Annotated in this window: 15 protein-coding genes and 3 tRNA genes; 13 read left to right on the top strand and 5 right to left on the bottom strand. The window is 67.1% G+C overall.

What is annotated here, in order from left to right; translation table 11 throughout:
• Nucleotides 1–88: 88 nt before the first annotated feature.
• The 3 genes from alaS (at nucleotide 89) to A37E_RS0123260 (ending at nucleotide 5,859) form a co-directional block, all read left to right on the top strand.
• Complete coding sequence (gene alaS / locus A37E_RS0123270; RefSeq protein ID WP_029558817.1) at nucleotides 89–2,740, top strand: alanine--tRNA ligase; 2,652 nt, start codon at nucleotides 89–91, stop codon at nucleotides 2,738–2,740.
• A gap of 205 nt (nucleotides 2,741–2,945) precedes the next feature.
• Entirely contained in the window at nucleotides 2,946–4,688 is a 1,743-nt protein-coding gene (locus A37E_RS0123265) for a cation:proton antiporter (protein ID WP_051679287.1), read from the top strand.
• A 7-nt stretch (nucleotides 4,689–4,695) separates the two neighbouring features.
• Nucleotides 4,696–5,859 carry a cyclic nucleotide-gated ion channel gene (locus A37E_RS0123260; RefSeq protein ID WP_081837746.1) on the top strand — a complete coding sequence of 388 codons (1,164 nt, stop codon included), beginning with the start codon at nucleotides 4,696–4,698 and terminating at the stop codon, nucleotides 5,857–5,859.
• A gap of 88 nt (nucleotides 5,860–5,947) precedes the next feature.
• Here A37E_RS0123260 and A37E_RS0123255 read toward each other — a convergent pair whose 3' ends face one another.
• The gene (locus A37E_RS0123255) at nucleotides 5,948–7,162 is read right to left on the bottom strand and encodes an NADP-dependent isocitrate dehydrogenase (protein WP_029558814.1); all 1,215 of its coding nucleotides are present in this window, start codon (nucleotides 7,160–7,162) and stop codon (nucleotides 5,948–5,950) included.
• 297 nt (nucleotides 7,163–7,459) lie between these two features.
• Between A37E_RS0123255 and A37E_RS25595 the strand changes: the two genes are divergently transcribed.
• A complete protein-coding gene (locus tag A37E_RS25595) occupies nucleotides 7,460–8,278 on the top strand; it encodes an RNA methyltransferase (protein ID WP_245279411.1) in 819 nt (272 codons plus the stop codon).
• Between the two features lie 93 nt (nucleotides 8,279–8,371).
• Here A37E_RS25595 and glnA read toward each other — a convergent pair whose 3' ends face one another.
• Both glnA and A37E_RS0123240 read right to left on the bottom strand, forming a co-directional pair.
• A complete protein-coding gene (gene glnA, locus A37E_RS0123245) occupies nucleotides 8,372–9,787 on the bottom strand; it encodes a type I glutamate--ammonia ligase (RefSeq protein WP_024278715.1) in 1,416 nt (471 codons plus the stop codon).
• Between the two features lie 61 nt (nucleotides 9,788–9,848).
• On the bottom strand, nucleotides 9,849–10,187 hold the full coding sequence (locus tag A37E_RS0123240; protein WP_012115561.1) for a P-II family nitrogen regulator: 339 nt from the start codon (nucleotides 10,185–10,187) through the stop codon (nucleotides 9,849–9,851).
• 249 nt (nucleotides 10,188–10,436) lie between these two features.
• Here A37E_RS0123240 and A37E_RS0123235 point away from each other — a divergent pair, with 249 nt between their 5' ends.
• Nucleotides 10,437–11,900, top strand: coding sequence for a bifunctional ADP-dependent NAD(P)H-hydrate dehydratase/NAD(P)H-hydrate epimerase (locus A37E_RS0123235; protein WP_029558813.1), 1,464 nt, complete (start codon nucleotides 10,437–10,439; stop codon nucleotides 11,898–11,900).
• Nucleotides 11,901–12,031: 131 nt separating this feature from the next.
• On the opposite strand, the gene A37E_RS0123230 is transcribed toward A37E_RS0123235, so the two are convergent.
• Nucleotides 12,032–13,273: a multicopper oxidase family protein gene (locus tag A37E_RS0123230; protein WP_081837745.1), complete on the bottom strand. Its 1,242-nt coding sequence runs from the start codon at nucleotides 13,271–13,273 to the stop codon at nucleotides 12,032–12,034.
• A gap of 457 nt (nucleotides 13,274–13,730) precedes the next feature.
• On the opposite strand from A37E_RS0123230, the gene A37E_RS0123225 reads away from it, so the two are divergent.
• The 8 genes from A37E_RS0123225 to A37E_RS0123190 all read left to right on the top strand — a co-directional run bounded on the left by A37E_RS0123225 (nucleotide 13,731) and on the right by A37E_RS0123190 (nucleotide 22,023).
• Nucleotides 13,731–13,815: transfer RNA gene (locus tag A37E_RS0123225), tRNA-Leu, on the top strand.
• Nucleotides 13,816–13,971: 156 nt separating this feature from the next.
• Nucleotides 13,972–15,324: a trigger factor gene (tig, locus tag A37E_RS0123220; RefSeq protein ID WP_029558810.1), complete on the top strand. Its 1,353-nt coding sequence runs from the start codon at nucleotides 13,972–13,974 to the stop codon at nucleotides 15,322–15,324.
• A gap of 99 nt (nucleotides 15,325–15,423) precedes the next feature.
• Nucleotides 15,424–16,059 carry an ATP-dependent Clp endopeptidase proteolytic subunit ClpP gene (gene clpP / locus A37E_RS0123215; protein ID WP_024278719.1) on the top strand — a complete coding sequence of 212 codons (636 nt, stop codon included), beginning with the start codon at nucleotides 15,424–15,426 and terminating at the stop codon, nucleotides 16,057–16,059.
• Between the two features lie 477 nt (nucleotides 16,060–16,536).
• Nucleotides 16,537–17,805, top strand: a complete 1,269-nt coding sequence (clpX, locus tag A37E_RS0123210) for an ATP-dependent Clp protease ATP-binding subunit ClpX (RefSeq protein ID WP_024278720.1) — start codon at nucleotides 16,537–16,539, stop codon at nucleotides 17,803–17,805.
• A gap of 417 nt (nucleotides 17,806–18,222) precedes the next feature.
• Entirely contained in the window at nucleotides 18,223–20,643 is a 2,421-nt protein-coding gene (lon, locus tag A37E_RS0123205; RefSeq protein WP_024278721.1) for an endopeptidase La, read from the top strand.
• 325 nt (nucleotides 20,644–20,968) lie between these two features.
• Entirely contained in the window at nucleotides 20,969–21,247 is a 279-nt protein-coding gene (locus tag A37E_RS0123200; protein ID WP_024278722.1) for an HU family DNA-binding protein, read from the top strand.
• 355 nt (nucleotides 21,248–21,602) lie between these two features.
• A tRNA-Val gene (locus A37E_RS0123195) sits at nucleotides 21,603–21,678 on the top strand.
• A 268-nt stretch (nucleotides 21,679–21,946) separates the two neighbouring features.
• Nucleotides 21,947–22,023, top strand: a tRNA-Asp gene (locus tag A37E_RS0123190).
• 327 nt (nucleotides 22,024–22,350) lie between these two features.
• Here the strand turns inward: A37E_RS0123190 and A37E_RS25590 are convergent.
• Entirely contained in the window at nucleotides 22,351–24,420 is a 2,070-nt protein-coding gene (locus A37E_RS25590; RefSeq protein ID WP_051679285.1) for an EAL domain-containing protein, read from the bottom strand.
• Between the last annotated feature and the right edge of the window lie 12 nt (nucleotides 24,421–24,432).

Raw genomic sequence — 24,432 nt, 5'->3', positions numbered from 1 at the left:
CCCAAGCTCGGCCCGAGGCGCTGGCGCGCGCAGCGATCACCAGAGCCGGCCGCCGCAAGGCCCGGCCTCCGAGGGACAGTGCCGGCACATGAGCGGCGTCAACGAGATCCGGTCGAGCTTCATCGACTACTTCGTCAAGGAGGGCCACGAGGCCGTCGCCTCGTCGCCCCTCGTGCCGCATAACGACCCCACGCTCATGTTCACCAATGCGGGCATGGTGCAGTTCAAGAACGTCTTCACCGGCGTCGAGAAGCGGCCCTATTCGCGGGCTGCGACGTCGCAGAAGTGCGTCAGGGCCGGCGGCAAGCACAACGACCTCGACAATGTGGGCTACACCGCGCGGCACCACACCTTCTTCGAGATGCTCGGCAACTTTTCGTTCGGCGACTATTTCAAGGATCGCGCGATCGAGCTCGCCTGGAACCTCGTGACCCGCACCTTCGATTTGCCGAAGGACCGCCTGCTCGTCACCGTCTACAGCGAGGACGAGGAAGCCTACGGCCTGTGGAAGAAGATCGCCGGCCTGTCCGACGACCGCATTATCCGCATCGCGTCCTCGGACAATTTCTGGTCCATGGGCGACACCGGCCCGTGCGGCCCCTGCTCGGAAATCTTCTTCGACCACGGCCCGCACATCTTCGGTGGCCCGCCCGGCTCGGCGGACCAGGACGGCGACCGCTTCATCGAGATCTGGAATCTCGTGTTCATGCAGTACGAGCAGCTGCCGGGCGGCGAGCGCGTCGGCCTGCCGCGGCCGTCCATCGACACCGGCATGGGCCTCGAGCGCATCTCGGCCGTGCTGCAGGGCACGCATGACAATTACGAGACCGACCTCATGCGCGCCCTCATCGCCGAGGTCGCGGAATTCACCGGCGTCGATCCCGAAGGGCCGCAGAAGGCCAGCCACCGGGTGATCGCCGATCACCTGCGCGCGTCGGTCTTCCTCACCGCCGACGGCGTGCTGCCCTCCAACGAGGGGCGCGGCTACGTCCTGCGCCGCATCATGCGCCGCGCCATGCGCCACGCGCAGCTGCTCGGCGCCAAGGACCCGCTGATGCACCGCCTCGTGCCCATCCTGGTGCGCGAGATGGGCCGGGCCTATCCCGAGATCGTGCGCGCCGAGCCGCTGGCGGAAGAGACGCTGCTGCTCGAGGAGACGCGCTTCCGCCGCACGCTGGAGCGCGGCCTCTCCATCCTCGAGGAGGAGAGCCAGGGCCTCGTTTCCGGCGCGAACTTCCCGGGTGAGGTAGCGTTCAAGCTCTACGACACCTACGGCTTCCCGCTCGATCTGACCCAGGACGCCCTGCGCGCCCGCGGCATCAGCGTCGACACCGACGCGTTCGACGCCGCCATGGCCCGTCAGAAGGCGGAAGCCCGTGCCAACTGGGCCGGCTCCGGCGAGGCGGCGACCGACACGCTGTGGTTCTCTGTTCGTGACAAGGTGGGCGCCACAGACTTCCTCGGCTACGACACCGAGAAGGCCGAAGGCGTTGTCACCGCCCTCGTGCGCGACGGCGCTGAGGTTGCGGCCCTCAATGCCGGCGAGACCGGCCTCGTGGTGCTGAACCAGACGCCCTTCTATGCCGAATCCGGCGGCCAGGTGGGCGACACCGGCCGCATGACCGGCGAGGGCGGCATCGTCGTGGAGGTCCGGGCGACCCAGAAGAAGCTGGGCGACCTGTTCCTGCACGATGTGAAGGTCGACACCGGCACGCTCAAGCCCGGCACCGCTCTCGTGCTGGAGGTCAATCACGACCGCCGCGCCGCGGTGCGCGCCAACCATTCCGCCACCCATCTCCTGCACGAGGCGCTCCGCCGGGTGCTCGGCGAGCATGTGGCGCAGAAGGGGTCGCTGGTCGCCCCCGACCGCCTGCGCTTCGATTTCTCCCACCCCAAGCCCCTCAGCGAGGCCGAGGTGGCGGAAGTGGAGGAGATCGCCAACCGCTTCGTGCTGCGCAACGAGCCGGTGGAGACCCGCATCCTCGCGGTGGACGACGCCATCAAGTCCGGCGCCCGCGCGCTGTTCGGCGAGAAGTATGGCGATGAGGTGCGTGTCGTCTCCATGGGTACCGACGACGGCAACGGCGCGCCCTATTCGGTGGAGCTGTGCGGCGGCACCCATGTGAAGCGCACCGGCGACATCGGCCTCATCTCGGTGGTTTCCGAGGGCGCGGTGGCGTCCGGCGTCCGCCGCATCGAGGCGCTCACAGCCCGCTCGGCCCGCAAGCATCTCAACGGCGCCAACGCCGCGCTCATCGCCACCGCCTCCGCGCTCAAGGCGCCGGTGGCGGAGGTTGAGGCGCGTGTCGCCGCGCTGGTGGAGGAGCGGCGCAAGCTGGAGCGCGAGCTGGCCGAGACCCGCAAGAAGCTCGCCATGGGCGGCAACCAGGGCGCGGCCGACGCCGTGCGCACGGTCGGCGACATCAAGCTCCTGGCGCGGCAGGTGGAAGGCATCGAGATCAAGGATCTCAAGGGCCTCGTGGACGAGGGCAAGAAGCAGATCGGCTCGGGCGTGGTGGCCATCGTCGGCGTCACGTCCGATGGCAAGGCCGGCATCGTGGTGGGCGTCACCGCCGACCTCACCGCCCGCGTGGATGCCGTTGCGCTGGTGCGGCGGGGTGCCGAGGCGCTGGGCGGCAAGGGCGGCGGTGGCCGTCCCGACATGGCCCAGGCCGGCGGCCCCGACGGCGACAAGGCGGAGGCTGCCCTCTCCGCCATCGAGGCGGCCCTCGCGGGCTGAACGGCCGGGCGGTTCGCCGCTCCGCCGTACCGCGGCATCGGAGGACACAGCCGCCGATGGGCCGAGCCTGGTCCGGCAAGGGCAAGGTTCGGAGACATTCTCCGACGTATTGGGGGCTGATTTGATCCAGGCCCCTTGCGCAGCGTCAGTCATTCTTGCCACACAGGGAAGGGGCGCGGGCTAACGGTAGCGGAGTGGCGGTGCGTTGAACGACAGCTTCCTCAAGGATGCGTTCGTCTATCTCCTCGCCGCCGGGGTGCTGGTGCCGCTCTTCCACCGCGCCCGTATCGGTGCCGTGGTGGGCTTCATCGCCGTGGGTGCGCTCTTGGGCCCCCACGGGCTCGGGCACCTCGCCGATACGCTGCCGCTGGTGCGTTTCGTCACCATTTCCAGTCCCGAACGGGCGGCGCCGTTCGGCGAACTGGGCATCGTCTTCCTGCTGTTTCTGCTCGGGCTTGAATTCTCCACCGCGCGCCTGTGGGCGCTGCGGCGCGAGGTGTTCGGCGTCGGCTGCCTGCAGGTGGTGTTCTGCGGTGTCCCGCTGGCGCTGGGTGCGGTGCTCATCGGATACCCGCCGGGTGTGGCGCTGGTGCTGGGCTCGGCGCTCGCTTTGTCGTCCACGGCGGTCGTGAGCCAGCTGCTCATCGATCAGCATCGCGCCCTTGCCCCGCTCGGCCAGCTCGTCATCGCCGTCCTGCTGTTTCAGGACCTGATGGTGGTGCCGATCCTGCTGGCGGCGGAGCTTCTCACCGGCAATGCGCCGGACGTGCTGACGTTGGCCGCCCTTGCGCTTGTCAAGGCGGTGGGCGCCGTCGCGCTGATTCTGGTGGCGGGACGCTTCGTGCTGGCGCCGCTGGTCGCGGCGGCGGCTTCCACCCGGTCGCGCGATCTCATCATGGCGATCACGCTGGTGGTGGTGGTGGGCTCGGCGGCGATCACCCATCGGGCGGGCCTGTCCAGCGCGCTCGGGGCCTTCCTCGCCGGGATGCTGCTGTCGGAAACGGCCTACCGGCACCAGATCGAGGTGGACCTCGAGCCGTTCAAGGGCCTGCTCATCGGCGTGTTCTTTGTCACCGTGGGCATGAGCATCGATTTCGCCGTGGTGCTGCCGCGGCTCGGCTGGGTGCTGGGCGGTGTCGCCTGCATCCTCGCCGTGAAGATCGTCTTCACCTATGCCGCCGGCCGCCTGATGAAAGTCGCGCCACCGGCTGCGGCGGAGGCGGCCGTGCTGCTGGCGCAGACGGGGGAATTCGCCCTCGTGGTGCTGGCGCTCCTGGCGGCGAACGGGGCGCTGCCGCGGGCCGATGCCGGCGTCCTTATCGCCATGGTCGGCCTCAGCCTCGCGGCAACGCCGTTCCTCGCGCGGCTGGGCCGGCGGCTGGGGCGGACGCTGGATGCCCGCCTCAACGACAGCCTCGCCGCGCCTGCGCAGAGCAGCGCAGAGGGCCACGTGGTCATTGGTGGCTTCGGGCGGGTGGGCCGCATGGTAGCGGACGCGCTGGAGGAAGAGGGCGTCGCCTATGTGGCGCTCGACAACGATCCCCGCCGGGTGGCCGAGGCGCGGGGTGCCGGCCTGCCGGTCTATTTCGGCGATGCCGGGCGCGCGGAGATGCTGGCGCGCCTGGGTGCCGAGCGCGCGACCGTGTTCGTGGTGACACTCGATGCGCCCAATGCGGCCGAACGCATGGCGGGTGCCGTGCGCCAGCACTGGCCGTCGGCCGCGATCATCGCCCGTGCCAAGGATACAGAGCATGCCCACCGGCTGTCGGCGCTCGGGGTGGCGGGCGTGATACCGGAGGCGCAGGAAGCAAGCCTGCAACTCGCCGCCCGCCTCTTGACGCAGCTCGGTCTGCCGGACGAGGTGGTGGTGGCGCGCACCGAGCGCGCCCGGGCCCGCATCGAGACAGCGCTCGGTCGCGCGCGAAGCCAAGGCGGGCAGGGGATTTGAGGACGAGATGAAGGAGCAATCGGCCCGGCGACGTGTGTTCGACATCCTGGAGCGAGACCTTCCCGGCGACCGGACAGCGGATTTCGTCCATTATTTCCTGATCGGCACGGTGCTGCTGTCGGTGACGGGCGCGGTGCTGGCAACCGTGCAATCCCTGGAAATTCGCGATGCGTGGTGGTTCAGGGTCGGCGAGTTCTGCGGGCTGCTGATCTTCACGGTGGAATACGGGTTCCGGCTGTGGGTGGCGCCGGAACACCCGCTCCGGCGCGGCATGTCGAATACGCGCGCGCGGCTCAGCTACATGCTGACCGTGCCGGCGTTGATCGACCTCATCGCCATCCTGCCGTGGTTCGTGGCGCTGGCCACCGATTTCGATCCCCACGCCCTGCTGGTGCTGCGCCTCGTGCGCTTCCTCAAGCTGGCGCGCTATTCCTCCGGCTTCAATGCGCTCTATCTCGCCATCCGACGCGAGCGCTACGCGCTGCTCTCCTGCCTCATCATCCTGTGCTCGGGCGTGCTGATGTCGGCGACCGCCATGTATCTGACCGAGCGGAATGTGCAGCCGGACAAGTTCGGGTCCATCCCGCTCGCCATGTGGTGGTCCATTACCACCCTCACCACGGTGGGGTATGGCGACGTGGTGCCGGTGACCAATCTCGGCCGTGTCATCGGCGGCCTCACCATGATCTCTGGCCTCATGATGCTGGCGCTGCCCATCGCCATTATCGCCGGCTCCTTTGCCGAGGTGATCTCGAAGCACAACTTCGTCGTCACCTTCTCCATGATCGCGCGGCTGCCGCCCTTTTCCGATCTCGATGCGCCCGTGCTGGGCGACATCCTGCCCGTTCTGCATTCCCGCAGCTACGACCGCGGCCACCACGTGGTGCGGCGTGGCGAGGAGGCGGCCCACCTGTTCGTGGTGCTGGAGGGCAGGGTGGAGATGGAAAGCCCCGACGGTATCCGCTCGCTGGGGCCGGGCGAGGTGTTCGGGCTCCTGCCCGGTCACACGAAGCCAGATCCGGCGACGGTGCGGGCGGTGGCGAAGACCAAGATCCTCTCCATCGAGGAGAACGAGCTGTACATGCTCGCCTTGCGCCATCCCGACGTGATCGGCCGGCTCTCGGAACTGCATCCGGACGTGAAGCCCGAGACCGACGCCCCCGCCGCCTGACGCCTCCCGCCAAAAGAAAAGGGGCCGCACGTGGCGACCCCTTCGGGATTGTGGCGGCAGCCTGGGCTGCCGCCAAATGTCGTCTGCCTCAGGCCGCCATGGCCTTGGTGAGGTTCTCCGACACCTTGTCGAGGAAGCCGGTGGTGGAGAGCCACTTCTGGTCGGCACCGACGAGGAGCGCGAGGTCCTTGGTCATGTCGCCGGCCTCGACCGTGTCCACGCACACCTTCTCCAGCGTCGCGGCGAACTTGGCGAGGTCCTCGTTGCCGTCGAGCTTGGCGCGATGGGCAAGGCCGCGGGTCCAGGCGAAGATGGAGGCGATGGAGTTGGTGGAGGTCTCCTTGCCCTTCTGGTGCTCGCGATAGTGGCGGGTGACGGTGCCGTGGGCGGCTTCCGCCTCCACCGTCTTGCCATCGGGCGTCATCAGCACGGAGGTCATCAGGCCGAGCGAGCCGAAGCCCTGGGCCACGATGTCGGACTGCACGTCGCCGTCATAGTTCTTGCAGGCCCACACATAGCCGCCGGACCACTTGAGGGCCGAGGCCACCATGTCGTCGATGAGGCGGTGCTCGTAGGTGAGGCCGCGCTTCTCGAACTCCGCCTTGAACTCGGCCTCGTACACTTCCTGGAAGATGTCCTTGAAGCGGCCGTCATAGGCCTTGAGGATCGTGTTCTTGGTGGAGAGGTAGACGGGGTAGTTGCGCAGCAGGCCGTAGTTGAGCGAGGCGCGGGCGAACTCGCGGATCGACTCATCCAAGTTGTACATGGCCATGGCCACGCCGGCGCCGGGGAAGCTGTAGACTTCCTTCTCGATCTTCGTGCCGTCCTCGCCCACGAAGGAGATGGTCAGCTTGCCCTTGCCGGGCACCTTGAAGTCGGTGGCGCGATACTGGTCGCCGAAGGCGTGACGGCCGACGACGATGGGCTGGGTCCAGCCCGGCACCAGGCGCGGCACGTTCTTGCAGATGATGGGCTCGCGGAAGATCACGCCGCCGAGGATGTTGCGGATGGTGCCGTTGGGCGACTTCCACATTTCCTTGAGGTTGAATTCCTTCACGCGGGCCTCGTCCGGCGTGATGGTGGCGCACTTCACGCCCACGCCGTGCTTCTTGATGGCCTCGGCGGCGGCGATCGTGACCTGATCGTTGGTGGCGTCGCGGTTCTCGACGGAAAGGTCGTAATACTCGAGGTCGAGGTCGAGATAGGGGTGGATCAGCTTGTCCTTGATGTACTGCCAGATGATCCGGGTCATCTCGTCGCCGTCGAGCTCGACGACCGGATTTGCCACCTTGATCTTCGCCATGGGACGGCCTTTCGCGACTGCTCAATGAGCCTTGGTAAATCGGGGGAGGCGATGGCGGCGTTGCGGCGCCACCGGCCTCCGGCACGGGCCGCTATAGCACCGGTGCAGTGCGGCGCAAGACGGAAACCCGGCTAATGCCGTGAGATCGTTTCCCACGCCCGCCCGCTCTGGCGGTCGGGCCATCGGCATCGCCTGGCCCGTCTTTCGTCCGGGTATCGACACGTCCGGGCGCCGTATGCGACCAAGGCGCGGACAAGGAGACCACATGCCGGGTTCGGGTACCGACAGCACCAAGCCGTGGACGGCGGGGGACCGCTCATCATCCTGGTGGAGCCGCAACTTGGGGACAACATCGGCTCGGCGGCGCGCGCCATGGGCAATTTCGGCCTGTCGCGCCTGCGCATCGTGAACCCGCGCCAGGGCTGGCCGAACGACCGGGCGCGCACCTTCGCCGCCGGAGCCGACCGCATCCTCGACGAGGCGCAGCTCTTCCCGGACCTGCGCGCGGCGCTGCATGACGTGAAGTTCGCCTTCGCCACCACCGCCCGCGAGCGTGGCATGGCGAAGCGGGTGCTCGGAGCGGATGAAGCCGTGGCCGAGGCCCGCAGCCGCATGGCCGCCGGCGAGGAAGTGGCGCTGGTGTTCGGCCGCGAGCGCACCGGCCTCTACACGGAGGAGGTATCTTTATGTGATGCCATCCTCACCCTTCCGGTGAACCCGGCCTTCGCCTCCCTGAACCTCGCCACCTGCGTGGCGGTGGCGGGATATGAATGGTCGAAGGCGGAAAGCGGCGGCGCCCTGCCGTTCGCCCCGCCGGACCGCTCGCCGCTTGCCGACAAGGGCGATCTCTTCGCCTTCTTCGACCATCTGGAGACGGCGCTCCAGACCTCCGGCTTCTTTCGCTCGCCGGAGAAGGCGCCCTCCACCATCCGCAACCTGCGCAACATCTTCCACCGGCTGGGTCTCACCCGGCAGGACCTCGCCACCCTGCATGGCGCGGTGACGGCGCTGGAGGAGGGCAGGGAAGGGCGCGAGGCGCGCAAGGCCGAGAACAACGCCCGCGCCGCCGCCCGCAAGGCCGGTAGCGGGACCACGGGGAGCGGCGAGGCCGGCTGAGCCGGGCGACCGGCTGGCCGAGCACGCAGAGACCGCCACAAACGAAAACGGGCGCCCCGAAGGGCGCCCGTTCTGCTTTGGGAGGAAGGTCGATCAGACCGAGTAGTACATCTCGAACTCGACCGGGTGCGGCGTCATCTCGAAGCGCATCACCTCGGCCATCTTCAGGTCGATGTAGGACTCGATGAAGTCCTTCTGGAACACGTCGCCCTTCAGCAGGTACTCGTGATCCGCCTCGAGGGAGGCGAGCGCCTCGCGGAGCGAGCCGCAGACGGTCGGGATCTGCTTCAGCTCGGCCGGGGGCAGGTCGTAGAGATCCTTGTCCATGGCCTGGCCGGGGTCGATCCGGTTCAGGATGCCGTCCATGCCCGCCATGAACAGGGCCGCGAAGGCGAGGTAGGGGTTCGCGCCGGGATCGGGGAAGCGAACCTCGACGCGCTTGGCCTTCGGGTTGTTGGTGTAGGGGATGCGGCAGGACGCCGAACGGTTGCGCGCCGAATAGGCGAGCAGCACGGGGGCCTCATAGCCCGGGACCAGACGCTTGTAGGAGTTGGTCAGCGGGTTGGTGAAGGCGTTCAGCGACTTGGCGTGCTTGATGATGCCGCCGATGTACCACAGGCAGTACTCGGAGAGGTCGGCATACTTGTCGCCGGCGAAGAGGGGCTTGCCCTCCTTCCAGATCGACTGGTGCACGTGCATGCCCGAGCCGTTGTCGCCGAACACCGGCTTCGGCATGAAGGTCGCCGTCTTGCCGTAGATGTTGGCCACCTGGTGGATGCAGTACTTGTAGACCTGCAGGTGGTCGGCCATCGTCACGAGCGAGCCGAACTTGAGGCCGAGCTCGTGCTGGGCGGAAGCCACCTCGTGGTGGTGCTTCTCGACCTTGGCGCCCATCTTGGCCATGGCGGCCAGCATCTCGGAGCGCATGTCCTGCGCCGAGTCGATGGGGGGCACGGGGAAGTAGCCGCCCTTGGTCTTCACGCGGTGGCCGAGGTTGCCGCCCTCATACTCGGTGTCGCCGTTCGTCGGCAGCTCGATGGAGTCGAGCTTGAAGCCGGTGTTGTACGGGTCCGCCTTGAAGCGCACGTCGTCGAAGATGAAAAACTCGGCCTCGGGGCCGAAATACACCGCGTCGCCCACGCCGGTGGACTTGGCATAGGCCTCGGCCTTCCGGGCGATGGAGCGGGGGTCGCGGCCGTAGGGCTGGCCCGTGGTGGGCTCCAGCACGTCGCAGACGATGGAGAGCGTGGTCTCCGAGAAGAAGGGGTCGATGCAGGTGGTCGTCGGATCCGGCATGAGCAGCATGTCGGACTCGTTGATGGCCTTCCAGCCGGCGATGGACGAACCGTCGAAGGCGGTGCCTTCGGTCAGGAATTCCTCGTCGACCATGCTGATGTCGAACGTGACATGCTGCCACTTGCCGCGCGGATCGGTGAAGCGCAGGTCGACATATTTCACGTCCTCGCTCTTGATGAGGTCGAGGACGTCCTTGGCCGTCTTGGTCGTCATGGGGATTGCTACCTTTCTGCTGGCCTGCAGTTCGTTTCTTGGACGGTTTGTTTTGGACGCGTCAGATCGCGTCGAGGCCGGATTCGCCGGTCCGGATACGGATCGCCTCTTCGATGGACGACACGAAGATCTTCCCGTCTCCGATCCGCCCGGTCTGGGCCGCGCGGCGAATGGCATCGACGGCTCGATCTACCATATCGTCGGAGAGGACAACCTCGATTTTCACCTTAGGCAGGAAATCGACCACATATTCGGCACCGCGGTAGAGCTCCGTATGGCCCTTCTGGCGGCCGAATCCCTTGGCCTCCGTAACGGTAATGCCTTGCAGGCCGACGTCCTGGAGGGCTTCCTTCACCTCATCGAGCTTGAAGGGCTTGATGATTGCCTCGATCTTCTTCATCCGCTCCGTCTCCCTGACCCGATCCGCCGCCGTACGGTCGAGACGCCATTTGTAAGCATGATATGTGCCATGCCTTGCGTCATTTGCCCATGCAGAAGACAGGCAGCGTTGGTCGGATGATGTGCATAATTCTTAGTCGTTGTGATGAAATATTGGGCTTACTTGCGGGTTTTCAGTTCGCCGACGTGAGCATGATCTGAGCATCTGAGGACGGGGGCATCGGTGTACGCACTGCTTGATCCACACGAAATGGCGCGCGCGGACAAGTTCGCCGTCGAATTGGGCACGCCGTCCATGACGCTGATGGACCGCGCGGGCACCGCCGTGGCCGATGCGGTCGCGCGCTACCCCTATCCCACGCGCATCCTCGTGCTCTGCGGGCCGGGGAATAACGGCGGCGACGGATTCGTCGCCGCGCGGGTGCTGGCGCAGCGGGGCTTCAAGGTGCGCCTCGCCCTGCTGGGGGACCGCGACAAGCTCACCGGCGACGCGCGCCGCGCCGCCGAGCGCTGGCGGGGCGCGGTGGAGGAGCCGGCGGCCGTCGATCTCGACGAGGCGGGCGTCATCGTGGATGCCCTGTTCGGCGCCGGCCTCGCCCGCGACCTCGATGGCGCGGCGCGGGCGCTGGTGGAGCGCATGGCGCAGTCCGGCAAGCCCATCGTCGCCGTGGACCTGCCATCGGGCCTCGATGGCGCCACCGGCAAGGTGCGCGGCGCAGCGGCGCAGGCGGTGGAGACGGTCACCTTCTTTCGCCGCAAGCCGGGGCATCTGCTGGAGCCGGGGCGCAGCCTGTGTGGCCGGGTGCGGGTGGCGGACATCGGCATTCCCGACGAGGCGCTGGAGGCGATTCGCCCGCAGACGTTCGTCGACATGCCGGCCCTCTGGCGCGACGCCTTCCTCGTTCCCGCCGCCGGCGGGCACAAATATTCCCGCGGCCATGCCGTCGTGGTGAGCGGACCGGCCTGGACCTCCGGCGCCGCCCGCCTCTCCGCCCGTGGGGCGCTGCGGGCTGGCGCCGGGCTCGTCACCATCGCCCTGCCCCGTGATGCCCTGCCGCTGCAGGCCGCCTCCTATGCCGCCATCATGCCCCGCCCGGTGGATGGGGCAGGGGAGTTGGCGGAGCTGCTGGCCGACCGGCGCTTGAACACGGTGGTGCTCGGGCCGGGCCTCGGCGGTGGGGAGCAGACGCGAGCGAAGATCGACGTGGCTGCCCCGGGGCGGCGCCTGGTGCTCGATGCCGATGCCTTGACCAGCTACGAGGGTGTGCCCTGGGCGCTGGCAGCCGTGGCGGCGTGCAGCGACGGTCTCATCGTCACGCCGCATGAGGGGGAGTTTGCCCGCATGTTCCGTGGCGACGGGGAGGTGCTGGAGGCGCCCTCCAAGCTCGCCCGCACGCGTGCCGCCGCGCGCAGGCTTGGGGCCGTGGTGGTGCTGAAAGGCGCCGACACGGTGATCGCCCATCCCGACGGCCGTGCCGCCATCGCCGAGAATGCGCCGGCCTATCTGGCGACAGCCGGGGCAGGGGATGTGCTGGCCGGCATCGCAGGCGGCCTGCTGGCGCAGGGCATGCCGCCCTTCGAGGCGGCGTGCGCTGCCGTGTGGCTTCACGGAGAGGCCGCCCGCGAGGCGGGGCCGGGGCTCATCGCAGACGATCTGCCCGAGGGGCTGCGTGGGGTCTATAGCCGGCTATATGCTGCCATCGAAAAAGCTTGACGTCCGAAAACGAATCAGAGCGAGACGCCTTGTCTGGCCCGTGACGTCCTCGCGCGCCAAAGCGGAGCGCATGCGCCCCGCCGCCGGGTGGTCCCGGCGGGATAGATCTGTGATTCGACAGGGAAAACCGGTCAGGCCGTGACCTGATAGGTGGCCGAGGCGACCACCTCGCCATCGCCGCCCCGCTGCGCCGTGACGCTCCATGTCCCGGTCGCCTGGGCCAGAAGGGCCACCCTTACTGTCGCTTTAGCCGGCACAGGAACTGTGTCGTGCCACCACGGCTTCCAGCCATCGTCGAGGCTATCAAGCAGCCGGACCGCATGGCCGGCGACATGGACCGAAACCGGAGCGTCGAGGCTGTTGGCCAGGGTCAGAACCATTGCCTTGCCTGACTTCACGGTGCCGAGCGAGGCCGGGGCGCCGCTCTTCCCCCCGATGGGCAGTTCCACACGAACGGCGTCCTTGAGGGGAATATCAGCCGGCAAATCATTTGCCGGGAGCGGCGCTGGCGGGCCGGAGGGCATCGGGCCGGCGGGGCCGACGGGCGTGACCACCGCGAGCCGGATCGGCTCCTGGGCGGTCTCGACCTCGATGATGGTGGCATCCGCGTCGTCGATGGTGGCGGCGACATCCATCCGCCCGCCCGGCGGCATCTGGAGACGGCCATCCTTCAATTCGAACGGCTGGGCGACCGGCTGCCCGTCGATGGCGATGGCGTAGGCCGCCGGGCCCTTCAGGCGCAGGCGCAGGAACAGGGGCGTGGCGTTGACGAGCCGCAGCCGGCTGCGGCCGCTGGCCGGGCCCTGAAAGGTCGGCGAGAACTCGCCGTTCACCGGGAAGATCGGCACCCCGCTCTCGGGCGGAAACGACTGGATGAACAGGAGATTGTCCGAAGCGTAGGCCGGGGTTCCGGGCTCGGCCACGATGAGCGCGCCGGAGAGCGCGCGGCGGGCGAGGGCCGGGGATGTCGCGTGGTACCAGAAGGTGCCGGCATCCTTGGGCGTGAGCCGGATGAGCTTGTTCTGCCCGCCCGCGACGGCAGCGGAGGCGGCGGTCGCGGCATCCGTCGGCATCCGCACGCCCTGCCACGTGAGGGCCACGCTCTCCTTGAGCGCATTGGCGAACTGGACCTGAAGCTCGCTCCCCTTCGTCACGCGAAGGACAGGACCCGGCAGAGAATCGTTGAAGAGCGCAAGGTTGCCCTGGCCGGCGATCTCCGGCCGGCTGCCTTCCGCGGCCGCGAGCGCCACGGGGCTAGCGCCCTGGCCCTGCGCCAACGCCCAGTCCGGCAACAAGGTACCGGCAGCGCCGGCGAACGACAGGGCCGCAGCCCCCTTGAGAACGTTGCGACGAGAGGGAATCGACGGGCTCACGCTGCATCTCCTGGCGGGGTGGGTGGACCATGTTACGCGGCCGGAAAAAGGGCAAGCGGCTTTGCTCGCGCTCTCCCCAGCGCCGCGGCACGGACCGCGCCGTCGGCGCCACGCGTGCGTTGATCGCGTCTGCGAGCGGGAGCTTGGCAGCTCTCAATCTTCCGTCCGCCGGGCCATACGCTCCGCCGGCCTGCTTCGCGGGCGGAGATGCGGCGTCGTGCCGTGAGGCGAGCGCCATGGGGAGCGCGCGGTTGCGGGCGCCATTTTCTTGCTGCGCGACCGCACGGGCATGATATAAGCCGCGACCCGAACGGCGCGTGCGGCCTCGTGCGCGAGCGGTGGAGCTGTGCCCGGAGGCGTCGTGCGCTCAAGCGCGTCGGTGCCGTTCCCGTGCCCGGCGACACCTCGCAGGCATGACGGGCCTTTGGGCGCGACGGGCCTTTGGCGAGACGGGGCCGCGGGCGTGGCGGAACTGGTAGACGCGCGGGATTTAGGTTCCCGTGACGCAAGTCGTGGGGGTTCGAAACCCTCCGCCCGCACCAATGCCGCCGCAAGCCCGCGCGTCGGTCGCCGCAAGGCGGTCCGGTCGGGGCAGGTCCACCGTGCCGCGCGGCCTCCGGCGATTGCCGCGGGATGCCGGTGACAGCGCTGAATTCAAGTTAACGCGCCTGGCGCGATGAGGATGTGAAGGCAAGACGATGCAGGTGACCGAGACCGGGGCCGAGGGCCTCAAGCGCGCTTTCCGTGTGGTGGTGTCCGCCGCCGACCTCGACGCCCGGGCCGACGCCCGGCTCAACGAGCTCAAGGGTCAGGTGAAGCTGAACGGCTTCCGCCCCGGCAAGGTGCCCGTGGCCCATCTCAAGCGCGTCTACGGCAAGTCCGTGATGTCCGAGATCATCGAGCAGACCGTCAACGAGACCAACGGCAAGATCGTCGAGGAGCACGGCTTCAAGCTCGCGCTCCAGCCCCGGATCAAGGGTCCCGAGGAGGACCCGCAGTTCCAGACCCTGCTCGATGGCGGCAAGGACCTCGCCTACGACGTGGAGCTGGAGATCCTGCCGAAGATCGAGCTCGGCAACTTCAAGGACATCTCCGTCGAGAAGCCGGTGGTTGAAGTGACCGAGGCCGAGGTGGACGAGGCCGTGCAGCGCATCGCCGACGCCAACCGCCCCTTCGCCACGAAGGAAGGCCCGGCCGCCGACGGCGACCGCCTGACCATCGACTTTACCGGCTATGTGGACGGCGAGAAGTTCCAGGGCGGCGAGGGCCAGGACATCGACGTTCTGCTCGGCTCCAAGGGCTTCATTCCCGGCTTCGAGGAGCAGCTCGTCGGCGCCTCCGCCGGTGAGAACCGCACCCTCAACGTGACCTTCCCGGAGGGCTACGCCGCCAAGGAACTCGCCGGCAAGGCCGCGACCTTCGAGGTCACCGTGAAGTCCGTCGACGCGCCCGGCGCCATCGCGCTCGATGACGCCTTCGCCGCGACCCTCGGCCAGGAGAGCCTTGAGAAGCTCCGCGAGACCGTGAAGGCCCGCATCGCGCAGGAATATGCCGGCGCCGCCCGCCAGAAGGTGAAGCGCGCTTTGCTCGACGGCCTCGACGCGACTCACAAGTTCGACGTGCCGGAAGGCCTCGTGGAGCAGGAATTCTACGGCGTGTGGAGCCGGGTGAACGAGGATCTCGCCGCCCAGAACCGCACCTTCGCCGATGAAGGCACCACCGAGGACGAGGCCCGCCAGGACTACCGTCGCATCGCCGAGCGTCGCGTGCGCCTCGGCCTAGTGCTTGCGGAAATCGGGGAGCGCAACAATATCCAGGTTTCCGACGACGAGGTGACGCGCGCGGTGGTCGAACGGGCCCGCCAGTTCCCCGGCCAGGAGCAGCAGGTGTGGGACTATTACCGCCGCACCCCCGAGGCTCTGGCGTCCGTGCGCGCTCCCCTGTTCGAGGAGAAGGTCGTCGACTTCCTCCTGGAGCTTGCCAACGTGACCGAGAAGACGGTCACCAAGGAAGAGCTCTTCAAGGATGACGAGGACGAGAAGGCGGCCTGAGGCTCGGGTCGCGATCCGTCCTGCGACGAATTCGCGCGGCACGCCGGCAGCGGCGTGCCTCTACCCGCGCCCTCCCTATGCGCCCCCGGGGGTCTTAAGATGCGTGATCCAGTCGATACTTATATGAATTACCTGATCCCCATGGTGGTCGAGCAGACCAACCGTGGCGAGCGGTCCTACGACATCTTTTCCCGCCTCCTGAAGGAGCGCATCCTTTTCCTGACCGGCCCGGTCGAGGACGGCATGGCCACCCTTGCGGTGGCGCAGCTGCTGTTCCTCGAGGCGGACAATCCGAAGAAGGAAATCTCGATGTACATCAACTCCCCCGGGGGAGTGGTGACGTCGGGCCTCGCCATCTACGACACCATGCAGTTCATCAAGCCGGCGGTGTCGACGCTCTGCATCGGCCAGGCGGCCTCCATGGGCTCGCTGCTGCTGACCGCGGGCGAGAAGGGGATGCGATTCGCGCTGCCGAACGCCCGAATCATGGTCCACCAGCCGTCCGGCGGCTTCCAGGGCCAGGTGACGGACATCATGCTTCACGCGCAGGAAATCCTCAGCCTCAAGAAGCGGCTGAATGAAATCTATGTGAAGCACACCGGCCAGCCGTTCGAGGCCATCGAGAACGCCCTCGAGCGCGACAACTTCATGACCTCCGAGGCCGCCAAGGAGTTCGGGCTCATCGATTCCGTGATCGACAAGCGCCCGACCGACGAGGCCGCCAAGGCCGCCTGAGGTCGAGCACGAGCTTGGCCGCAAGGCCGGGCGGGGCGATAGCGATAGTTGGGCAACACGTCCGGCGTTCTCGCATTGCCCCACTTGCGTGCGGTGCAAGATCGCGCTTGCATGTCGTTAAGCCGGCATCGGATGCCGCGTTGTCGGCCCCCGCCTGATGGTGGGGGCCTTCGCGTTTCAGGGCCATGAACCATCGGGGTCCGGAGTTCGTAATGAGTTCCGGGTTCAGATTTGCGAAAGGTCGTGGGCAGACGATCGGCGGACGGCGCGACCCTAGGGTCGGCGGCGGTGCATCCCTTGGTCTGGGGAATGTCGCCGGCCTGCCTTGATCGCGTCGCCTCAGGGTGATTGGCTTTTGCAAAGTCGATCACCACATTCGGGTTTGGCGAGGTTTTTGCTTCGTGCAAAACCCATAAGAGGCCCTGACGGGACGGCCGGTCCAAATGTCCGGTTCGTGAGGGCGTTAGGAGACGTGAGATGAGCAAGACCGGCGGCAGCGACAGCAAGAACACGCTTTATTGCTCGTTCTGCGGCAAAAGCCAGCATGAGGTCAGGAAGCTCATCGCCGGACCCACCGTGTTCATCTGCGACGAATGCGTCGAGTTGTGCATGGACATCATCCGGGAAGAGTCGAAGTCCTCTCTGGTGAAGTCGCGGGATGGCATCCCGACCCCGAAGGAAATCCGCAAGGTCCTCGATGACTATGTCATCGGCCAGGATCACGCGAAGAAGGTCCTCTCCGTCGCGGTGCACAACCACTACAAGCGTCTCAACCACGCCACCAAGCATGGCGACGTGGAACTCGCGAAGTCCAACATCCTGCTGATCGGGCCCACCGGCTCCGGCAAGACGCTGCTCGCGCAGACGCTGGCGCGTATCCTCGACGTGCCCTTCACCATGGCCGACGCCACCACGCTGACCGAGGCCGGCTACGTGGGCGAGGACGTGGAGAACATCATCCTCAAGCTGCTCCAGGCTGCCGACTACAACGTCGAGCGGGCGCAGCGCGGCATCGTCTACATCGACGAGATCGACAAGATCAGTCGCAAATCCGACAATCCGTCCATCACCCGCGATGTCTCGGGCGAGGGCGTGCAGCAGGCCCTGCTGAAGATCATGGAAGGCACGGTCGCGTCCGTTCCTCCCCAGGGCGGCCGCAAGCATCCCCAGCAGGAATTCCTGCAGGTGGACACCACCAACATCCTCTTCATCTGCGGCGGCGCCTTCGCCGGCCTCGACAAGATCATCTCCTCCCGCTCCAAGGGCTCCACCTCCATCGGCTTCCAGGCCAAGGTGGCGCCGCCCGAGGATCGTCGGCCCGGCGAGGTGTTCCGCGAGGTCGAGCCCGAGGATCTGCTGAAGTACGGCCTCATCCCCGAGTTCATCGGCCGCCTGCCCGTGCTGGCGACGCTGGGTGATCTCGACGAGGAGGCGCTGAAGAAGATCCTCTCCGAGCCGAAGAACGCCCTGGTCAAGCAGTACCAGCGGCTGTTCGAGATGGAGAGTGTCGACCTCACCATCCACGAGGAGGCCCTCGGCGCCATCGCCCGCAAGGCGATCGAGCGCAAGACCGGTGCCCGTGGCCTCAGGTCCATCATGGAAGGCATCCTGCTGGACACCATGTTCGATCTCCCCGGTCTGGAGGGGGTCGAGGAAGTGGTGATCAGCCGGGAAGTCGTCGAGCAGAATGCGCGCCCGCTCTACATCTACGCCGATCGCGTCGGCGATGCAGGCGCCAGTGCGTGACGTGTCGGGCCCCGCGCCTCTCCCCAGACCTTGCGGTTTCGGGAGAGGGCGGGACGCGACCGGAGTTCAACCGGCCCGGACCCTTTCCGGCCGGCGGATGGTCCCGGTTCGGGTCAGGGCCCGGGGCATGAGGCGGGAGATGACGGCCGGGGCCGTGGCGCCGGTCCGCCCTCTTCTCGGGGCGTTTGCCCGGAAGGGCCAATCCTCCAAAGAGGTCAATGGTGTGCCCTTGAAACGGGCAGGTTGCGTGTCCATCTACTTTTCGAAAGTTCCGGTCTCGGGGGTCGGACCTCGTGCCTCCTGCGGCGAAAGCCGCTTCAGCATTGAAAATCCACACCCGTCTCCGGCCGCGTGCACGCGCGGCAACGCAGTTCTGCGCCCAAATCCAGCGCGTGCACTTCTTGAAAGGATTGCGTCATGACGAGCCAGAAGCCGCGCCCGCCGCTCGTTGCCGGAGTGTCCCAGACCTTCCCGGTCCTCCCGCTTCGCGACATCGTGGTGTTTCCCCACATGATCGTCCCCCTGTTCGTGGGTCGCGAGAAGTCCATTCGCGCCCTCGAAGAGGTCATGCGCGGCGATACCTATATCCTGCTCGCCACCCAGGAAAATGCGTCGGATGACGATCCGGCCCCCGAGGCCATTTTCCCGGTGGGCACGCTCGCGACCGTGCTGCAGCTGCTGAAGCTGCCCGACGGCACCGTGAAGGTGCTGGTCGAGGGCGTCAGCCGCGCCCAGGTTACCCGCTACACCGAGCGGACCGACCTCTACGAGGCCGAGGCCATCACGCTCGACGACGAGGTCGGCGACCGCGTCGAAGGCGAGGCGCTCGCGCGCTCGGTGGTCACCGAGTTCGAGAACTATGTGAAGCTCAACAAGAAGGTGTCGCCCGAGGTGGTCGGCGTCGTCAGCCAGATCGACGACCATTCCAAGCTCGCCGACACGGTGGCCTCGCATCTCGCGGTGAAGATTCCCGAGAAGCAGGGCGTGCTCGAAACCCTGAAGGTTCCCGATCGCCTCGAGAAGGTGCTCGGCCTGATGGAGAGCGAGATCTCCGTGCTCCAGGTGGAGAAGCGCATCCGGACCCGCGTGAAGCGGCAGATGGAGAAGACCCAGCGCGAGTACTACCTGAACGAGCAGATGAAGGCGATCCAGAAGGAGCTGGGCGACGAGGACGGCAAGGACGACCTGCAGGAGCTGGAGGACCGCATCAAGCGGACCAAGCTCACCAAGGAAGCCCGCGAGAAGGCGACGCACGAGCTGAAGAAGCTCCGCCAGATGTCGCCCATGTCGGCCGAAGCCACCGTCGTGCGCAACTATCTGGACTGGCTGCTCTCCATCCCGTGGGGCGTGAAGAGCAAGGTCAAGAAGGATCTGAACTACGCCCAGGAGATCCTCGACAGCGATCACCACGGCCTCGACAAGGTCAAGGAGCGCATCGTCGAGTACCTGGCGGTCCAAAGCCGCGCTAACAAGCTCACGGGGCCCATCCTGTGCCTTGTCGGCCCTCCGGGCGTCGGCAAGACCTCGCTCGGCAAGTCCATCGCCAAGGCGACGGGCCGTGAGTTCGTGCGCGTGGCCCTCGGCGGCGTGCGCGACGAGGCGGAGATCCGTGGCCACCGGCGGACCTACATCGGGTCCATGCCGGGCAAGATCATCCAGTCCATGCGCAAGGCCAAGAAGTCCAACCCGCTGTTCCTGCTGGACGAGATCGACAAGATGGGCGCCGACTTCCGCGGCGATCCGTCCTCGGCCCTGCTCGAGGTTCTCGACCCCGAGCAGAACCACACCTTCAACGACCACTATCTTGAGGTGGATTACGACCTCTCGAACGTCATGTTCGTGACCACGGCGAACACGCTGAACATCCCGCCGGCCCTTCTGGACCGCATGGAGGTGATCCGCATCGCCGGCTACACGGAAGACGAGAAGGTGGAGATCGCGCGCAAGCACCTGATCCCCAACTCGCTCCAGAAGCACGGCATGACCGAGAAGGAGTGGACCATCGACAACGAGGCCCTGCTCCTGCTCATCCGCCGCTACACGCGGGAAGCGGGCGTGCGCAACCTCGAGCGTGAGATCTCCACCCTCGCCCGCAAGGCGGTGAAGGAGCTCATGCTCTCCAAGAAGAAGTCGGTGAAGGTCACGGGCAAGAATCTCGAGGACTTCATCGGCGCCCCGCGCTTCCGCTACGGCGAGGTGGAGAGCGAGGACCAGGTGGGTGTCGTCACCGGCCTCGCCTGGACCGAGGTGGGCGGCGAGCTGCTGACCATCGAGGGCCTCATGATGCCCGGCAAGGGCAAGATGACGGTCACGGGCAACCTGCGTGACGTGATGAAGGAGAGCATCTCCGCGGCGGCGTCCTACGTCCGCTCGCGGGCGGTGGACTTCGGCATCGAGCCGCCCCTGTTCGAGCGGCGCGACATCCACGTCCACGTTCCCGAGGGGGCGACCCCGAAGGACGGTCCGTCCGCCGGCGTTGCGATGGCCACGGCCATCGTGTCGGTCATCACCGGCATCCCCGTCCGTCGCGACGTGGCGATGACCGGCGAGATCACCCTGCGCGGCCGGGTGCTGCCCATCGGCGGTCTCAAGGAGAAGCTCCTTGCGGCGCTCCGCGGCGGCATCAAGAAGGTGCTGATCCCCGAGGAGAACGCCAAGGATCTGGCGGATATCCCGGCCAACGTGAAGAACGCGCTGGAGATCGTGCCGGTGTCGCGCATGGACGAGGTACTGGCCAACGCGCTGGTTCGCCCGCCCGAGCCCATCACCTGGGAAGAGCGTCCGGTGAACAACCCGCCGGTCGCTGACGAGGACAACGCGGGCGTGGTCGCCCACTGACGCGAAAAACAGGCCGGATTGTCCGCAACCCGGCCTGTTTCAACAGTTTCTGAAACTTTTTCAGAGGGCGTGTCGCCGCCATCCCCGGACGTTCGGGGAGCGCGGGGCGCGCCCTCAGTTTTTTCAATGACTTAAACGGGATTCCGGCGTGTCGCCGCGTGTGGCCTGCGCCCAGGCTCTTCGCAGGCGCACAGCGCAAAATCGTGCATTGGTGCGGGTTTGGCGCCAATCGCGCTTGCAAAAGCCTTATTTTCCGTGATGCTCGCGCCGTTCGTCAGGGCTAGCCCTGCACGATTCGCGTTCTGACAACGGAAGGAAAGGTCAGATGACCACCAAGAACGAACTGATCGCCGCCGTGGCCGAAGAGGCGAAGCTGACGAAGACCGCTGCGGCTGCGGCTGTGGACGCGACCTTCGACATCATCGCCAAGGCGCTCAAGGATGGCGAGGAAGTCAAGCTGATCGGTTTCGGCAGCTTCTCCGTGGTGACGCGCGCTGCCCGTGAAGGCCGCAACCCGCGCACCGGCAAGCCGGTGAAGATCAAGGCTTCCAAGGCGCCGAAGTTCACCCCCGGCAAGGGTCTCAAGGAAGCCGTCAACGACTGATCCGGCTCTCGGCCCGGGCGCACGCTGCGCCGGCCGTGATGCCGTTGCATGTGCCTCTCCGGATCGATGTCCGGGGGGCTATCCGGACGCTCCCGGCCCGGCCGTACCGGGCGGAGCGTCCCCGATCCGACGAGCCCCAGCCTCGCGGATTCAGGGCGCACGAAGCGCCTGCGCGCCAGGCGCGAGATCCGGCCATCGCGCCCACGTTTCCCAAAACCATTTTTCCCGAAGGCGTCCGGCGGACGGGCACGCGCGCCATGCCGGCGCGCAGCCGCTGTTCCACGCCCCAGCCGCATTCCCGCCCTTGCCGCTGCGGCCTGGGCGGATTATAGCGCCGGAAGGTCCTGCGACGACCGGGCGGTTAGCTCAGTTGGTAGAGCATCTCGTTTACACCGAGAGGGTCGGCGGTTCGAGCCCGTCACCGCCCACCATGTCCAGCTCCATCCTCTCCCCACGTCGGCATCCGCGATTCCACCCATGCGGACGTGGGCCGTTCGCGCCTCCGCGCGCGCTGCGAATCCCCGCAAACATCGGTCAGAACCCGCAATGCCGGCAGTGCCGCAAAGCGTTGCCAGCGCTCAATCTTAAGGGGGCTGTGGACAACTTCCCGGCAAAAAATGCGCGGCTTGCTTGACTTGGGCGGAGGGGTGCCGTACCACGCCGCTCTCCTCGGCGGTCGGCAAGACCTTCCGCCGGTCCGGGGGTGTAGCTCAGTTGGTTAGAGCGCCGGCCTGTCACGCCGGAGGTCGCGGGTTCGAGCCCCGTCACTCCCGCCATTTATCATCCCAAAACAATCGGTTCTTTGCCCCGCTCACAATGTGAGTGCGAGGGTGGTTGCCGTCTCGAAGCCTCGACTGGGCAGACGTCTTCTGGCCCGTCGTCGTCGGCCGCCTGTGATCGGCCTGCGCAGCCCGCCCTCGGACTTTATCTGATCAAGCATGGAACTGGCCCACGAGCCCCTAACGGGCGCCTCTGAGGCGGGGAATGCGTTTCCCGTGGCTCTCGCGGGGCCGCCTTCCGCCCGGCCGCCTACGCGCGGTTTGTGTTGGCTGCGGGACAGCGAGGCCAGAGTTGCCTCGCCCGTCTTTCCCGTCTTTCCCGCCTCAGCCGTGCTGCGCCGCGCCGCGGAGATAGGCGGCGAAGGCATCGGCGGGCAGGGGCCGGGAAAACAGGAAGCCCTGGCCGAGCCGGCAACCCGCCGTGACCAGCAGTGCGCACTGGTCTTCGGTCTCGATGCCCTCGGCGACCACTTCGATGCCGAGCTTCTGCGCCATCACGATGATGGCCTCGCACAAGGCGAGATCGTCGGAGCCGCGCTCGACGCCCTGCACGAAGGCGCGGTCGATCTTGAGGAAATCGACGTCGAACTTCCTGAGATAGGCGAGGGATGAGTACCCGGTGCCGAAATCGTCGAGGGAGAGGGCGATCCCCATTCCCTGCAGCCGCTCGAACTGGTCGCGTACCGTGTCGCTCAGTTCCACCAGCAGCCCCTCGGTGATCTCCACCAGGATGCGCCGGCCGGACAGTCCATGCTCCGCGAGGCGCTCGGCCCAGGCGTCCAGCACGTCAGCGGACTGGCGGAACTCCACCGGGGAGCGGTTGACGCCGATGCGGATGGGCGGCAGGCCGGCGGCGTCCCAGGCGGTGATCTGGCGCAGCACGTCCTCGAACACCCACTGGCCGATGGCGATGATCTCGCCGGTCTGCTCGGCCACCGGGATGAACTCTGCGGGGCTGACGAGCCCCATCTGCGGATGCTGCCAGCGCAGCAGCGCCTCCGCCTTCACCACCTCGCCCGTCCCAAGGTCGATGATGGGCTGGTAGAACAGGCGGAACTGGTCGCCGGCGATGGCGCCGCGCAATTCGTTGGCGATGCGGCCGCGCCGTGTCGCCTCCTCTTGCAGCGCGCTGCGGAAGAAGCGGCAGCGGTTGCGGCCCAGCCCCTTGGCCTCGTACATGGCCTGGTCGGCATGGCGGACCAGCGCTTCGGCGTTCTCGCCATCCTGCGGGAACACGGCGATGCCGATGCTGACCGAGGAATAGGCGAGGTCTGCCCCCAGACGGTAGGGGGCACTGAGTGCCTGCCTCAGGTCGTCCGCCAGTTCGCGCAGCCGCCGGATGTCGTCTTCGGCGGCGACGATCATGAATTCGTCCCCGTTCAGCCGGCCGACCGTATCGCCCGCGCTCAGGCGCTCTGCGAGGCGCCGCGCGGCTTCCTTCAACAGCATGTCGCCCTTGTCGTGGCCGAAGGCGTCGTTGATCTCCTTGAAGCGGTCGAAGTCGATGAACAGCAGCGCCATGCGCCGGCCGGTCCCGCGCGCCCGCGCGATCTCCTCCTCCAGCCGCTGGTAGACCAGGCGCCGATTGGGGAGCGCGGTGATGTCGTCGAAATTGGCATGATACCAGACCGCCTCCTGCGCCTTCTTCTGGGCGGAGATGTCCTCGACGATGGACCAGATGTAGGACCCGCCGTCGCTGGCATGGAGCCGCACGCCGGTGAGGCGCAGCGGCACGAGACTGCCATCCTTGCGGATGTATTCCTTCTCGTAAGGGCCGTAATGGCCTTGGGTCAGCAGGGCATCGAGCTGCTCGCGCTCCTGCGAGGCGTATTTCGTCGGCGTCAGTGCCCAATAGTCCAGCCGCCGCAGCTCGTCCGGGCTGTAGCCGCAGATGGCGCAGAATGCGGAATTGAACTCGAGGTAGCTGCCGTCCATTCCGTTCAGCACGATGCCGAGGGGGGAAAGTTCGAACAGGCCGCGCAGCTTCTCCTCACTGTCGCGCAGGGCAGGCTCGGTACGCCTGATGTCGGTGATGTCGACGGACACGCCCACGAGGGAACACGTCCGCCCGACCTGATCACGGATGGCGCGCCGCAGCGTGTGCAGGGTGCGATCCTGGCCGAGGGCGACGTTGCGCATCACCTCGTCGCACGCGACGGCAGAGCCCTCCAGCGCGCGGCGATCGTTCTCCATGAGGCGCATCACCTGTTCTGGCGGGAAGATGCCTTCCCCCGTGCCGCCCACCACCTCGGTGCGCGGGATGCCCCACTGTTCCTCGCAACGCCGGTTGATGAGGATGAACCGGCTGTCCGGGTCCTTGACGAACACTGGCACGGGGATGGCGTCGAGCACCGCCGGCATTCCCTTTTCGAGCCAGTCGAAAATCCCGGACATGCCGCTTCCCGC

The sequence above is a fragment of the Xanthobacter sp. 91 genome, from assembly GCF_000702385.1.
Lineage (GTDB): Bacteria > Pseudomonadota > Alphaproteobacteria > Rhizobiales > Xanthobacteraceae > Xanthobacter > Xanthobacter aminoxidans.
This window is presented reverse-complemented; position numbering and strand designations above follow the sequence as displayed.

What these genes read in the sequence shown, in the direction of transcription:
- clpX (WP_024278720.1), top strand. Translation starts at nt 16,537, where the DNA reads ATGAGCAAGACCGGCGGCAGCGACAGCAAGAACACGCTTTATTGCTCG.
- A37E_RS25590 (WP_051679285.1), bottom strand. Translation starts at nt 24,420, where the DNA reads ATGTCCGGGATTTTCGACTGGCTCGAAAAGGGAATGCCGGCGGTGCTC.
- tig (WP_029558810.1), top strand. Translation starts at nt 13,972, where the DNA reads ATGCAGGTGACCGAGACCGGGGCCGAGGGCCTCAAGCGCGCTTTCCGT.
- A37E_RS0123260 (WP_081837746.1), top strand. Translation starts at nt 4,696, where the DNA reads ATGAAGGAGCAATCGGCCCGGCGACGTGTGTTCGACATCCTGGAGCGA.
- clpP (WP_024278719.1), top strand. Translation starts at nt 15,424, where the DNA reads ATGCGTGATCCAGTCGATACTTATATGAATTACCTGATCCCCATGGTG.
- A37E_RS0123255 (WP_029558814.1), bottom strand. Translation starts at nt 7,162, where the DNA reads ATGGCGAAGATCAAGGTGGCAAATCCGGTCGTCGAGCTCGACGGCGAC.
- alaS (WP_029558817.1), top strand. Translation starts at nt 89, where the DNA reads ATGAGCGGCGTCAACGAGATCCGGTCGAGCTTCATCGACTACTTCGTC.
- A37E_RS0123235 (WP_029558813.1), top strand. Translation starts at nt 10,437, where the DNA reads ATGGCGCGCGCGGACAAGTTCGCCGTCGAATTGGGCACGCCGTCCATG.
- A37E_RS0123240 (WP_012115561.1), bottom strand. Translation starts at nt 10,187, where the DNA reads ATGAAGAAGATCGAGGCAATCATCAAGCCCTTCAAGCTCGATGAGGTG.
- glnA (WP_024278715.1), bottom strand. Translation starts at nt 9,787, where the DNA reads ATGACGACCAAGACGGCCAAGGACGTCCTCGACCTCATCAAGAGCGAG.
- lon (WP_024278721.1), top strand. Translation starts at nt 18,223, where the DNA reads ATGACGAGCCAGAAGCCGCGCCCGCCGCTCGTTGCCGGAGTGTCCCAG.
- A37E_RS0123200 (WP_024278722.1), top strand. Translation starts at nt 20,969, where the DNA reads ATGACCACCAAGAACGAACTGATCGCCGCCGTGGCCGAAGAGGCGAAG.